Raw genomic sequence first — 12,961 nt, 5'->3', positions numbered from 1 at the left:
TCGCTAGGCTGTGTCGGGTGTCCACACGCCTCTCGAAGCTCTTCGTCCGCACCCTCCGGGAAGACCCCGTCGACGCCGAGGTGGCCAGCCACCGCCTCCTCGTGCGCGCCGGCTACATCCGCCGCCAGGCCCCCGGCATCTTCGCCTGGCTGCCGCTCGGCCTCCGGGTCAAGAACAAGGTCGAGGCCATCGTCCGCGAGGAGATGGAGCGCATCGGCGCCCAGGAGGTGCACTTCCCCGCGCTGCTCCCCGCCGAGCCGTACCAGGCCACCGGCCGCTACGACGAGTACGGCCCCGGGATGTTCCGCCTCGAGGACCGCAAGCGCGCGCCCATGGTGCTCGCGCCCACGCACGAGGAGTTCTTCGCGCTGCTGGTGAAGGACCTCTACTCGAGCTACAAGGACCTGCCCCTGTCGATCTACCAGATCCAGGACAAGTACCGCGACGAGGCCCGCCCCCGCGCCGGCATCCTCCGCGGCCGCGAGTTCACGATGAAGGACGCGTACTCGTTCGACCACACCGATGCCGGGCTCGCCGTGAGCTACCAGGCGCAGCGCGACGCCTACGAGCGGATCTTCCAGCGCCTCGGCCTCGAGTACGTCATCGTCGCCGCCGACGCGGGCGCCATGGGCGGGTCCAAGAGCGAGGAGTTCCTGCACCCCACGCCCATCGGCGAGGACACCTTCGTGCGGTCGCCCGGCGGCTACGCGGCCAACGTCGAGGCCTTCACGACGCTGGTGCCCGAGTCGATCCCCATCGAGGGCCAGCCCGCCGCGCGCGTCTTCGACTCGCCGGACACCCCCACCATCGCCACGCTCGTCGACCTCGCGAACGCCCGTGAGCCCCGCGAGGACGGCCGTCCCTGGACCGCCGCCGACACGCTGAAGAACATCGTCCTCGCGCTCACGCACCTCGACGGCACGCGCGAGCTCGTCGTCGTCGGGATCCCCGGCGACCGCGACATCGACCTCAAGCGCGCCGAGGTCGCCTTCTTCCCCGCCGAGGTCGAGCCCGCCACCGAGGGCGACCTCCAGAAGCAGCCCGGCCTCGTGAAGGGCTACATCGGCCCGTGGTCGCCCGAGGGCCCCGTGCTCGGATCCACGTCGGCCACGAAGGTGCGCTACCTCGTCGACCCGCGCGTCGTCGACGGCAGCTCCTGGATCACGGGCGCCAACGTCGCCGGGAAGCACGTGCTCTCGCTCGTCGCCGGCCGCGACTTCACGCCCGACGGCGCCGTGGAGGCGGCCGACGTGCGCGACGGCGATCCCGCGCCCGACGGATCCGGCCCCATCAGCACCGCGCGCGGCACGGAGATCGGCCACGTCTTCGAGCTCGGCCGCATGTACGCGGAGGCGCTCGGCCTCAAGGTGCTCGACGAGAACGGCAAGCTCGTCACGGTCACCATGGGCTCGTACGGCATCGGCATCACGCGGAACCTGGCGCTCGTCGCCGAGGCCACGCAGGACGGCCGGGGCCTCCTCTGGCCCGCGTCCATCAGCCCGTTCGACGTGCACGTGGTCATGACCGGCAAGGACGAGGGGGTCAGGACGGCCAGCGAGGAGCTCGTCGACGCGCTCGACGCCGCCGGCCTCGACGTGCTCTTCGACGACCGCCCCAAGGTCTCGCCCGGCGTGAAGTTCGGCGACGCCGAGCTCATCGGCGTGCCCACCATCGTCATCGTCGGCCGCGGCGCCGCCGACGGCATGGCCGAGCTCTGGGACCGCTGCACGAACGAGCGCACCCCGGTCGCGCTCGCGGACGTCGTGGGCGCGCTCACCGCCGACCGCTGATCCGCTCCCGCTCCGCCCTCGGGGCTGCCCGACCCCTCCCGGTCGGGTAGCCTCGAATCCTTCCAACCGAATAGAGGAGTGGCCCATGGACATCGACCTGAGCGTCTTGCGCATGATGGAGCGCGAGCGCGAGATCCCGTTCGAGGAGCTCGTCTCGATCATCGAGCAGGCCATCCTCACCGCCTACCTCAAGCACACCGACCAGGCGGACGCCAAGCCCGTCGCCGACGGCGTGCCCCCGGCCCGCGTGCACCTGGACCGCAAGTCCGGCCACGTCTCCGTGCATGTCCCCGAGCTCGACGAGGACGGCCTCGTCATCGGCGAGTCGGAGGACAGCCCCAGCGACTTCGGCCGCATCGCCGCCTTCGCCGCGAAGCAGGTCATCAACCAGCGCCTCCGCGACATCGGCGACGACCGCATCCTCGGCGAGTTCAAGGGCCGCGAGGGCGACATCGTCGCCGGCATCGTGCAGCAGGGCCCGAACCCGCGCATGATCCACGTCGACCTCGGCACCATCGAGGCGATCCTGCCGCCCGAGGAGCAGGTGCCCGGAGAGAAGTACACGCACGGCTCGCGCCTGCGCGTCTACGTCACGAGCGTCTCGCGCGGCGCGAAGGGCCCGCAGATCACGGTCTCGCGCACGCACCCGTCGCTCGTCCGCAAGCTGTTCGCGCTCGAGGTACCGGAGATCGCGCAGGGCCTGGTCGAGATCGTCTCGCTCGCCCGCGAGGCGGGCCACCGCACGAAGATCGCGGTGCGCGCGACCGAGCCCGGCATCAACGCCAAGGGCGCGTGCATCGGCGAGCTGGGGCAGCGCGTCCGCGCCGTCACAGCCGAGCTCAACGACGAGAAGATCGACATCGTCGACTACTCCGAGTCGCTGCCCGTGTTCGTCGGCAACGCGCTCTCGCCCGCCAAGGTCACGAGCTCGTTCGTGATCGACCAGGCGACCAAGGCCGTCCGCGCGCTCGTGCCGGACTACCAGCTGTCGCTCGCCATCGGCAAGGAGGGCCAGAACGCCCGCCTCGCCGCCAAGCTCACGGGCGCGAAGATCGACATCCAGCCCGACTCGATCCTCGAGGGCGACGACTGAGCGCCGCCCGGCGGGACGCGGCCTCCCCGCCGCCGGACGCAGGGGGTAGTATGGATCCGGTAAGAACGTGCGTCGGCTGTCGTCGGCGTGCCCCGAGGTCCGCTCTCCAGCGGATCGTCGCCGATCCCCCCACCCGCTCCCTCGTCCTCGACGAGCGTGCGGTGATGGCCGGCAGGGGCGCGTGGATCCATCCGACCATCGAGTGCATCGACCGAGCCATCGCGAGGCGCGCCTTCGGGCGGGCCCTGCGCAGCGAGGCGGCGCTCGACCCCGCAGCTCTTGGGGGACTACGAGAGCGGCTCGCGGCCCAGCCGAGCGCGCGAGCATCCGAGAGAACAGGCTGAACGGCACATGGACAACTAATGAGCGGCTCGAAATGAGATCCGTCCAGCACTAGCGGTCCCCTCCTGCCTGGGAGAGGACCCCCAGACAGGAGAACAGTGGCAAAACCACGCGTACACGAGATCGCCGCCGAGATCGGCGTCGACAGCAAGACCGCACTCGCCAAGCTCAAGGAGATGGGCGAGTTCGTCAAGGGACCGTCGTCGAGCATCGAGCCCCCCGTGGCCCGCAAGCTCAAGGCGGCGCTCGAGGCCGCCGGGGTCACCGGCCAGGCCGCGGCGCCCGCAGCGGCTCCCTCGTCCGCCCCGCGCCCCGGGAGCCGCTCGTCGGCCCCGAAGCCCGGCGGTCGTCCCACCCCCGGCCCGCAGCCCACGGCTCCCGCCGCTGACGCCCCCGAGGCGTCCGACGTGCCGGCTCCGGTCGCGCCGCTGACCGTCGCGGAGCGCCAGGCCCAGGCCGAGGCGACCCGCAAGGCCGCCGCCGAGGAGAAGGCGCAGGCCGAGAAGTCGGCCGCGTCCACCACCTCCGAGGCCCCGGCCGCGTCGACCCCGAGCGCCCCGCGCCCGGACGCCGGCAGCACCCCGGCGCCCTCCAACGGCATCCCGCGACCCGGGATCCCGCGTCCGGCGGCCCCGCGCCCCGGCAACAACCCCTTCGCGAGCAACCAGGGCATGGGCACCAAGCCCCGCCCGGGCAACAACCCGTTCGCGAGCAACCAGGGCATGGGCCAGCGTCCCGCCGCGGGAGCCGCTGGCCCCCGCCCGGCCGCTCCCCGTCCCGGATCCCCCCGCCCCGGCGCCCCGCGTCCCGGCGGCGTCGGCCAGGGCGCGCGTCCTGCCGGCTTCGGTCAGCGCCCCGCGGGCGCCGGTCGTCCCGGCGGCGCACCCGGTGGAGCGGGACGCCCCGGCGCCCCCGCCGCCGGCGGCTTCCAGCGTCCGGCCGGCGGCTTCGCCGGTCGTCCCGGTGGCGGAGGCCGCGGCCGCGGCCCCGGCGGCGGCACCGCAGGTGCCTTCGGGCGCGGCGGCGGCAAGAGCAAGTCGCGCAAGTCGAAGCGGACGAAGAGGGCCGAGTTCGAGCTGCGCGAGGCCCCGTCGCTGGGTGGCGTCAGCGTCCCCCGCGGCGACGGCAACACGGTCGTCCGCCTGCGTCGCGGCGCGTCCATCTCCGACTTCGCCGACAAGATCGACGCGAGCCCCGGCAACCTGGTGACCGTGCTGTTCCACCTCGGTGAGATGGCGACGGCGACCGAGTCGCTCGACGAGGCCACCTTCGAGGTGCTCGGCACGGAGCTCGGCTACAAGATCCAGGTCGTCTCCCCGGAGGACGAGGACCGCGAGCTGCTCGAGGGCTTCGACATCGACCTCGACCAGGAGCTCGAGGACGAGGACGACGACGTGCTGGAGATCCGGCCGCCCGTCGTCACCGTCATGGGCCACGTCGACCACGGCAAGACGCGCCTGCTCGACGCCATCCGCAACGCCAACGTCATCGAGGGCGAAGCGGGCGGCATCACGCAGCACATCGGCGCGTACCAGGTCTGGGCGCCGCACGAGGGCTACGAGCGCGCCATCACCTTCATCGACACCCCGGGCCACGAGGCGTTCACCGCCATGCGCGCCCGTGGTGCCCAGGTCACCGACATCGCGATCCTCGTGGTCGCGGCCGACGACGGCATCATGCCGCAGACGGTGGAGGCCCTGAACCACGCCCAGGCGGCGAACGTGCCGATCGTGGTCGCGGTCAACAAGGTCGACAAGGAGGGGGCCAACCCCGCCAAGGTGCGCCAGCAGCTCACCGAGTACGGCCTGGTCGCCGAGGAGTACGGCGGAGACGTCATGTTCGTCGACGTCTCGGCGCTCACCGGCAAGGGCGTGGATGACCTCCTCGAGGCCGTCCTGCTCACCGCCGACGCCGGTCTCGACCTGCGCAGCAACCCGAACAAGGACGCGCGCGGCGTGGCCATCGAGGCCCGCCTCGACAAGGGCCGCGGTGCGGTCGCGACCGTCCTCATCCAGTCGGGCACGCTCCGCGTGGGCGACGCCATCGTGGCGGGCACGGCCTACGGCCGCGTCCGGGCGATGATGGACGAGAACGGCGACGCGGTCCACGAGGCCTACCCCTCGCGGCCCGTCCAGGTCCAGGGCCTCTCGTCGGTCCCCGGCGCGGGCGACACCTTCCTCGTCACCGAGGAGGACCGCACCGCCCGTCAGATCGCCGAGAAGCGCGAGGCCGTCGAGCGCAACGCCCAGCTGGCGAAGGCCCGCAAGCGCATCAGCCTCGAGGACTTCACGCGTGCGCTGGAGGAGGGCAAGGTCGAGTCGCTCAACCTCATCATCAAGGGCGACGTGTCCGGTGCCGTCGAGGCGCTGGAGGAGTCGCTCATGAAGATCGAGGTGGACGACTCCGTGCAGCTGCGGATCATCCACCGCGGCGTCGGAGCGGTCACCGAGAGCGATGTCAACCTGGCGACGATCGACAACGCGATCATCATCGGGTTCAACGTCCGCCCCGACCCGAAGGCCCGCGCCCGCGCGGCGCGCGAGGGTGTCGACATCCGCTTCTACAGCGTCATCTACTCGGCGCTCGAGGAGATCGAGTCGAGCCTCACGGGCATGCTCAAGCCCGAGTACGAGGAGGTCCAGTCCGGCGTCGCCGAGATCCGCGAGGTGTTCCGCTCCTCGAAGTTCGGCAACATCGCGGGTGTCATCGTCCGCTCGGGCACCATCACCAGGAACGCCAAGGCGCGGGTCATCCGCGACGGCGTGGTGGTGGGCGACAGCCTGGCGATCGAGTCGCTGCGTCGGTTCAAGGACGACGTGTCCGAGGTCCGCACGGACTACGAGGCCGGCATCGGCCTCGGCAAGTTCAACGACATCCAGATCGGCGACGAGATCGAGACGATCGAGATGAAGGAGAAGCCGCGGGTCTGACCCCGGCCGATCCGGGCCCCGCTCCCCACCAGGGGAGCGGGGCCCTCCCGTCCCGCCACCCGCGGGGCGTCAGCACGATGCCGGGTCTCGCCCGGCCGCATCCGTCACGGAAGGACGTCGACCATGGTCGATCACGCGAGGGCCCGGAAGATGGCCGACCGCATCAAGGAGATCGTCGCGCGCAAGCTCGACCGGGGCATCAAGGACCCGCGCCTCGGCTTCGTGACCGTCACCGACGTCCGCGTCACGGGCGACCTGCAGCACGCCAGCATCTTCTACACGGTCTACGGCACCGACGAGGAGCGCGCCGACACGGCCGCGGCCCTGAAGTCCGCGACGGGCATGCTCCGCAGCGAGGTCGGCAAGAACATCACCGCGCGCCTCACGCCGTCGCTCGAGTTCATCCTCGACGGCGTGCCGGAGAACGCGGCCGCGATCGACGCCCTCCTCGAGGAGGCGCGTCGCCGCGACGCCGACGTGCAGGCGCAGGCGAAGGCCGGCGTATACGCGGGCGACGAGGACCCGTACGTCAAGCCGCGCGTCCTGGAGGACGACGAGGACGAGGACGACGACGAGGACGACGAGGACGACGAGGACGACGAGGTTGCCGACGGCGACCTCGGCGACCCGACGGCGCCCGGGTTCACGCCGGCGCACTGATCCGGCACGGCGCCCTGATCCGGCGTCGAGCGCTGATCCGGCTTCGATGAGGGGGCGCGCGTCGAGGGACGCGCGCCCCCTCCGTGCGTGCGTAGGTGGATCGACGCGTCGCCGCGCGCGTCAGCTCGGCAGGGCGTACGTGCCGTCGGGCTGGACCACGGCGAGCCCGTCGGCCACGAGCCCGGCGAGCGCGCGGTCCCGTTGCACGGGCTCCGGCCATGCGGTCGCGAGGTCGGCGGCGCTCACGGGGGAGTGGCTCGACCGCAGCTCGGCGAGCAGCAGCCCGCGCACCTGGCGGTCGGATCCCTCGTACTTCTTCTGCACCACGCGCACCGGGCCGTCGTAGGCCGGGTAGCCGGCCGCGCGCCACGCGCAGATGCCCCGGATCGGGCACTCCTCGCAGCGGGGCGACCGCGCCGTGCAGACGACCGCGCCCAGCTCCATCGCGCCCGCGTTGAAGACCCGTGCCTCGGCGACGTCGGCCGGCAGCTGCGCCTCCATGGCGGCGAGGTCGGCCGCGGTGCGCGCGGGACCCGGATCGCCCTGGCCGGCGACCGCGCGCGCGATCACCCTCCGCACGTTGACGTCGACCACCGGGTGCCGGTGCCCGAACGCGAAGGCGGCGACGGCGCGCGCCGTGTACGGACCGACGCCGGGCAGGTCGAGCAGGGCGTCCACGTCCTCGGGCACTTCGCCGCCGTGCCGCTCCGTGATCGCGACCGCGCACGCGTGCAGGTTGAGCGCCCGGCGCGGGTAGCCGAGCCGGCCCCACGCGCGGACGGCCTCGCTCGCTGGCGTCGCGGCGAGCGCGGCGGGCGTCGGCCAGCGCACGAGCCACTCCTCGAGCCGCGGGATCACCCGGACCACGGGCGTCTGCTGCAGCATGAACTCGCTGACGAGGATGCCCCAGGATCCGAACCCCTCGCGTCGCCACGGCAGGTCGCGCGCGTTCTCCCGGAACCAGGCGTTGACGTCGCGGGCGAGGGCGGTCTCGGGCATGCGGCCAGCGTACGAGAGCGCGGCCTACGCTCGGGTCATGCCCCTGTACCGCGCCTCCCGCGCCGAGGTCCTGTCCTCGCTCGCCGACGAGTTCCTGCACAACTACGGCCGCGGGCGCGCGTTCCTGGCGGTGGACGGCGGCCCGCTCGCGGATCCCGCGGGCTTCGCGCGCGACCTCGCGGACGTGCTGCGCGCGGGCGGTCACGCCGCGTACGTCGCGGATGCCGCGGAGCACGGCGCCGCGGGCGCGGACGCGCTGCGCGACGGCCTCGTGCGCCCCTTCCGCCGGCCCGGCCTGCCGTTCGCCCTGCGTCCGGGCGGCGATCCCGTGACCGACGCCCCCGACGACGCCGTGCTGCTGGTTTCCGGCGATGCCCTCCAGGCCCCCGAGCTGCGCGGCCTCTGGAACGCGGTCGTCTACCTGCTGCTGCCCGGCGAGCCGCTCGCGACCGCCGGCGGGGACGCCGGATCCGCCGCGCAGGAGGCGCACGCGCGGTACATCCGCGCGGTGAACCCCCGGCGCGCGGCCACCATGATCGTCGACGTCACCGACCCCGAGCTCCCGCGGCGCGTCTTCGCCGACAGCTGCTGACGCCGTCGGCCGAGCTCGTGGAGCGCGGGGCCGGCCGGATCAGCGCGGGACGAGCCGCACGAGCTCGGCGGGGGAGATGTGCCGTCCGCTCGTCTCCACGCCGTGCACGAGCTGCACGAGCGCGGCGTTCACGCGTGCGTCCTGCCCGGCGCCCGGCGCGAGCGCGGCGACGGCGCCGTTGAGGTGGTCGATCTCCGTGGGGCGGTCGCGGCGGATGCTCTGCAGGGTCGACCCCGGGTTCGGCACGCTCCCCATGGCGCGCGCGAGCGACACGGGCAGCCGGCCGGCGAGTCCGACGGGCATCGACGCGAACGCCTTCAGCCGCCGGTGCGTGAGCCCGGCGAGCGAGCCGAAGACGACGCCGCGGGCGAGGCCCGTGCGGACGGTCTCCTGCATGGCGCGCGTGACGATCCGCCGCATGACCGGGTCGGCGATCACCGCCTGCGCGCTGAGGCCCGTGACCGCCGGGACCGCGTTGATGCCGTTCACGACGAGCTTCGTCCACTGCGCGCCGCGGAAGTCGGGGGCGACGGTGACGGGCATCACCGGGTCGAGGACGCGGCGCACGAGCTCGACCCCGGCGCCGTCCGGGCCGTCCGCCGAGCCGATGTGGATGCCGGCGGGTCCCGTGACGGTGACGAGCCCGGGCTCCGTCAACGAGGTGGCGAGGAGCGCGAGCCCGCCCACGACCTGGGAGCGCGGCAGGCACTCGGCGCCCATCCGCAGGCCCGACAGGCCGTTCTGCACGACGAGCACGGGGATGCCCCTCAGCCAGCCGGCGTTCTCCCGCATCGCATCGCGGGCGTCGGCGATCTTCGTGGCGACCACCGCGAGCTCGGGCGGCCGTCCCAGGCGCTCGGCGGCGGCGACGCGCGCGACGTGCGCGCCCCATCCGCCGGCCAGCCGCAGCCCGCGGTCCTGGATGGCGCGCAGGTGCGGCCCGCGCGCGGTGACGTCCACCTGGTGGCCCGCCCGCTCCAGCAGCGCGGCGACGGTCCCACCGACCGCTCCGGCCCCCACGACCCCGATCAGCACAGGCCCTCCCTCGACACCCGATCCTAAGCCGGGCCGCCTCCGCGGATCCGGGGACGCGTCCCCGCACGGCATGATGGTCAGGCCATGGAATCCCCGACCCCCCGCGCCGCTCCCTCCACCGTGAGCGGCCTGCTCCTCGTCGACAAGCGCGGGGAGTGGACCAGCCACGACCTCGTCGCCCGCACCCGCCGCCTCGCCGGCACGCGCAAGGTCGGGCACGCCGGCACGCTCGACCCCATGGCGACGGGCCTCATGATCCTCGGCGTCAACAGCTCCACGCGCCTGCTCACGTACCTCGTCGGCCTCGACAAGGAGTACCTGGCCACGATCCGCCTGGGCCGCGCCACCACCACCGACGACCGGGAGGGCGAGGTCGTGTCGCGCGCCGAGCCCGGCCGCATCCGCGACCTCGCCGTCGCCGACGTGGAGCGCGCGATCTCGGGCCTCCGCGGCGTCATCTCGCAGGTCCCGAGCGCGGTGAGCGCCATCAAGGTCGACGGCAAGCGCGCCTACGCCCGGGTCCGCGCGGGCGAGGACGTCGAGCTCGCCGCGCGCGAGGTCACCGTCTCCGCGTTCGACGTGCTCCGCTTCTCCGCGGTCGACGCGGAGGAGGGCGAGGAGGACGGCGCGCAGCTCGACCTCGACGTGCGCATCACCTGCTCGTCCGGCACGTACGTGCGGGCGCTCGCGCGCGACCTCGGCCGGGAGCTCGGCGTCGGCGGGCACCTCACCGCGCTCCGCCGCACGCGCGTCGGGCCCTTCCACGTGGACGACGCCGTGGCCATCGACGACATGGTCGTCGCCGACCGCCTCATCCCGCCGGCCGAGGCGGCCGCCCGCCTCTTCGACGTGCTGCACCTCACCGCGCAGGAGGCCGTCGACCTCGGCCACGGGAAGAAGCTGACGACTCCGGATGAGGCGCCCACCGAGGATCCGCTCGCCGCGGTCGCGCCCGACGGCCGGCTCGTGGGGCTGGTCGGCTTCCGCGGCCGCACCGGCACGTCCCTCGTCAACTTCCCGGCCGACGACCCGGGCGCCTCGTGATCGGCTGGCTCACGGTGGCGCAGATCGCGGTGGCCGTCGTGGCCGGCGTGCTCTGCCTCGTGGTGGGGGCGATCGGACGGAAGCCGAGCGACCTCACCGTGCTGCCGACCGCCCTCGTCGAGGTGCTGCTCGTCGTGCAGCTCGTCGTCGCGATCGCGGCCCCCGCCGTGGGGAACCCGCCGTCGGGCAACCTCGTCGAGTACTACGCGTACCTGCTGAGCGGCCTCGTGATCCCGCCGCTCGCGATCTTCTGGGCCCTGGTCGAGCGCACGCGCTGGAGCACGATCATCCTCGGCGCCTCGTGCCTGGCCATCGCGATCATGGTCTACCGGATGGACGTCATCTGGAACGTGCAGTCCGCGTGATCGCGGCGTTCCCCCGGTAGGGGATAATCGCTGGTGCCATGACTGACTCCCGGAACTCGCGCATGACCGGCCTCGGACGGGTCCTGGTCTTCTTCTACGGGCTGCTCGCCCTCGCCGCGACCGGGCGGTCCGTCACGCAGATCCTCACCAAGTTCGACGAGGCCCCCGTCGCGTACGCGCTCTCGGCGCTCGCCGCGGTCGTCTACATCGTCGCCACGGTCGCCCTGGTCGCGCCCGCCAAGAGCCCGGACTCCGCGCGCCGCTGGTACCGCATCGCGTTCGCCACCATCGCGTTCGAGCTCGTCGGCGTGCTGGTGGTCGGCACGCTGAGCCTCGTCGACGCCCAGCTCTTCCCGCACGACAGCGTGTGGTCGGTCTACGGCAACGGCTACGGCTTCATCCCCCTGGTGCTGCCCGTGCTCGGGCTGTGGTGGCTGCGCCGCGGCGGACGCTCGCGGGTGAGCGCGGTGGACGAGCGCCCTGTGCGCGGGGACCGCTGACGTGATCGTCGTCCACGACCCGGCCGGGGTGCCGGGAGGATTCGGGCCGAGCGCCGTCACCATCGGCAAGTTCGACGGCGTGCACGCCGGGCACCGCGCGGTCATCCAGGGCCTCCTGGGCATCGCCGCCGACGAGGGCCTGGCCTCGGCCGTCGTCACGTTCGACCGGCACCCGGCCGCCCTGCTCGCGCCCGCCGCGCGCCCGCAGAGCCTCGTGAGCAACCGGCAGAAGATCGAGCTGCTCGCTGAGCTCGGCGTCGACGCGACCCTCATGCTCCCGTTCGACGAGCGCCTGCAGCGGCTGAGCCCCGAGGAGTTCGTCCGCACGGTGCTGGTCGACGCCCTCGGCGCCCGGGTCGTGCTCGTGGGCGAGGACTTCCGCTTCGGCGCGCAGGGTGCGGGCGACGCCGCCACCCTCACGCGCCTCGGCGAGCGCCACGGCTTCCGCACGGTGGTGGTCGGCGACGTCATGCCGGACGGCAGCCGCAAGGTCTCCTCCACGTGGATCCGCGACCTCATGGACCGCGGCGACGTGACGGCCGCGGCGGAGCTCCTCGGCCGCTGCCCCGCCGTCCGCGGCGTCGTCGTGCACGGCGAGAAGCGCGGCCGCGAGCTCGGCTTCCCCACCGCCAACCTCTCGCCCGAGGCCGAGGGCCTCATCCCGGCCGACGGCGTCTACGCCGGCTGGCTGCGCGACGGCGACCGCACCTACCCGTCGGCCATCTCCGTCGGCACGAACCCCACATTCGCGGGCGTCCGGCCCCGCGTCGTCGAGGCGTTCGTGCTGGACGAGACGCTCGACCTGTACGACCACGAGGTCGAGGTCGTGTTCGTCAGCCGGATCCGCGGCATGGTCGCGTACGAGGGCCGCGAGCCGCTGATCGCGCAGATGACGGACGACGTCGTGCGCACCCGTGCGGTGCTCGGGATCTAGGCGGCGTCTCCCGCGGCGTCGCCCTCGGGGCGGGGCGTGCGGCCGAAGAGGTACATGATCAGCGTCGACGCGGTGGCCTCGATGGCGGGGCCGTGGCCCACGCTCCAGCCGGCGTCGGAGGCGCGGAGCGTCCGGGCGCGCAGCACGCCGCGGATCCCGGCGGGCGCGATCGCCGCGCGGGCCACCGCGACGGCGCCCGTCGAGCGGTGGTCGAGCTCCAGGTCCACCTTGAGCGCGTGCGCGATGTCGAACGCGTGCACGACCACCTCGAGGAGCTCCGGCAGGCGCTTGCGGCCCTTGCCGGCGCGCTTCTCGGCGGCGATGGCGCGGATCCGGGCGACGAGGTCCTCGGGGGCGCGGCGGGCCTCGTCGGCGCTGAGGTCGTCCATCACGTGCATGGGGTTGAGGTGGGGGCGGCGGCGCATGGATCCCACGGCCGTGCGCACCATGGCGCCGTTGCTCGCGCCCACCCGCCAGACGACGTGCCCGGCGACGTCGCGCACGGTCCAGCCCTCGCACATGCTCGCGGCCTCCCAGCCGTCCGCGTCGAGGGAGGCGAGGAGGTCGGCCGTGCGGTCGAGGACGTCGGCGATCTCGGCGCTCCAGACGCCCGTCACGCGCGCCTCGGGCTCGGAGGGGCGCTGGCTGAGGGGCAGGTGACGGGAGATCTCGCTCAT

13 protein-coding genes are annotated in these 12,961 nt (G+C 73.5%); 10 read left to right on the top strand and 3 right to left on the bottom strand.

Annotated elements, in window-relative coordinates:
- The first annotated feature begins 17 nt into the window (after window positions 1-17).
- The 5 genes from AWH51_RS03220 (at window position 18) to rbfA (ending at window position 6,815) form a co-directional block, all read left to right on the top strand.
- A complete protein-coding gene (locus AWH51_RS03220; RefSeq protein ID WP_063070681.1) occupies window positions 18-1,790 on the top strand; it encodes a proline--tRNA ligase in 1,773 nt (590 codons plus the stop codon).
- 85 nt (window positions 1,791-1,875) lie between these two features.
- A complete protein-coding gene (gene nusA, locus AWH51_RS03215) occupies window positions 1,876-2,883 on the top strand; it encodes a transcription termination factor NusA (RefSeq protein ID WP_063070680.1) in 1,008 nt (335 codons plus the stop codon).
- 50 nt (window positions 2,884-2,933) lie between these two features.
- Window positions 2,934-3,227, top strand: coding sequence for a YlxR family protein (locus AWH51_RS15645; protein WP_081234819.1), 294 nt, complete (start codon window positions 2,934-2,936; stop codon window positions 3,225-3,227).
- Between the two features lie 96 nt (window positions 3,228-3,323).
- Window positions 3,324-6,155, top strand: coding sequence for a translation initiation factor IF-2 (infB, locus tag AWH51_RS03210; RefSeq protein WP_063070679.1), 2,832 nt, complete (start codon window positions 3,324-3,326; stop codon window positions 6,153-6,155).
- Between the two features lie 123 nt (window positions 6,156-6,278).
- Window positions 6,279-6,815, top strand: a complete 537-nt coding sequence (gene rbfA, locus AWH51_RS03205; RefSeq protein WP_063070678.1) for a 30S ribosome-binding factor RbfA — start codon at window positions 6,279-6,281, stop codon at window positions 6,813-6,815.
- Window positions 6,816-6,935: 120 nt separating this feature from the next.
- Here the strand turns inward: rbfA and AWH51_RS03200 are convergent, their stop codons facing one another.
- Window positions 6,936-7,814: an A/G-specific adenine glycosylase gene (locus AWH51_RS03200; protein WP_063070677.1), complete on the bottom strand. Its 879-nt coding sequence runs from the start codon at window positions 7,812-7,814 to the stop codon at window positions 6,936-6,938.
- A gap of 37 nt (window positions 7,815-7,851) precedes the next feature.
- Between AWH51_RS03200 and AWH51_RS03195 the strand changes: the two genes are divergently transcribed.
- Window positions 7,852-8,406 (top strand): hypothetical protein, encoded by a 555-nt coding sequence (locus tag AWH51_RS03195; protein WP_063070676.1) that lies wholly within the window; start codon window positions 7,852-7,854, stop codon window positions 8,404-8,406.
- A 39-nt stretch (window positions 8,407-8,445) separates the two neighbouring features.
- On the opposite strand, the gene AWH51_RS03190 is transcribed toward AWH51_RS03195, so the two are convergent.
- Entirely contained in the window at window positions 8,446-9,441 is a 996-nt protein-coding gene (locus AWH51_RS03190) for a ketopantoate reductase family protein (RefSeq protein WP_063070675.1), read from the bottom strand.
- Window positions 9,442-9,525: 84 nt separating this feature from the next.
- Between AWH51_RS03190 and truB the strand changes: the two genes are divergently transcribed.
- The 4 genes from truB to AWH51_RS03170 are packed head-to-tail and all read left to right on the top strand — an operon-like array spanning window position 9,526 to window position 12,284.
- Complete coding sequence (truB, locus tag AWH51_RS03185; protein WP_063070674.1) at window positions 9,526-10,485, top strand: tRNA pseudouridine(55) synthase TruB; 960 nt, start codon at window positions 9,526-9,528, stop codon at window positions 10,483-10,485.
- The gene (locus AWH51_RS03180) at window positions 10,482-10,850 is read left to right on the top strand and encodes a hypothetical protein (RefSeq protein ID WP_063070673.1); all 369 of its coding nucleotides are present in this window, start codon (window positions 10,482-10,484) and stop codon (window positions 10,848-10,850) included. The genes truB and AWH51_RS03180 overlap by 4 nt, the downstream gene beginning before the upstream one ends.
- 38 nt (window positions 10,851-10,888) lie before the next feature.
- Window positions 10,889-11,350, top strand: a complete 462-nt coding sequence (locus AWH51_RS03175; RefSeq protein ID WP_063070672.1) for a hypothetical protein — start codon at window positions 10,889-10,891, stop codon at window positions 11,348-11,350.
- Window position 11,351: 1 nt separating this feature from the next.
- On the top strand, window positions 11,352-12,284 hold the full coding sequence (locus AWH51_RS03170; protein WP_063070671.1) for a bifunctional riboflavin kinase/FAD synthetase: 933 nt from the start codon (window positions 11,352-11,354) through the stop codon (window positions 12,282-12,284).
- Here the strand turns inward: AWH51_RS03170 and AWH51_RS03165 are convergent.
- On the bottom strand, window positions 12,281-12,961 hold the full coding sequence (locus tag AWH51_RS03165) for a maleylpyruvate isomerase family mycothiol-dependent enzyme (RefSeq protein ID WP_063070670.1): 681 nt from the start codon (window positions 12,959-12,961) through the stop codon (window positions 12,281-12,283). The genes AWH51_RS03170 and AWH51_RS03165 overlap by 4 nt on opposite strands.

Origin of the sequence: Clavibacter tessellarius (genome assembly GCF_001618005.1) — a bacterium.
Classification (GTDB): Bacteria; Actinomycetota; Actinomycetes; order Actinomycetales; family Microbacteriaceae; genus Clavibacter; species Clavibacter tessellarius_A.
Note: the sequence above shows the minus strand (reverse complement) of the source record. Positions and strands in the feature narration are given on the sequence as shown.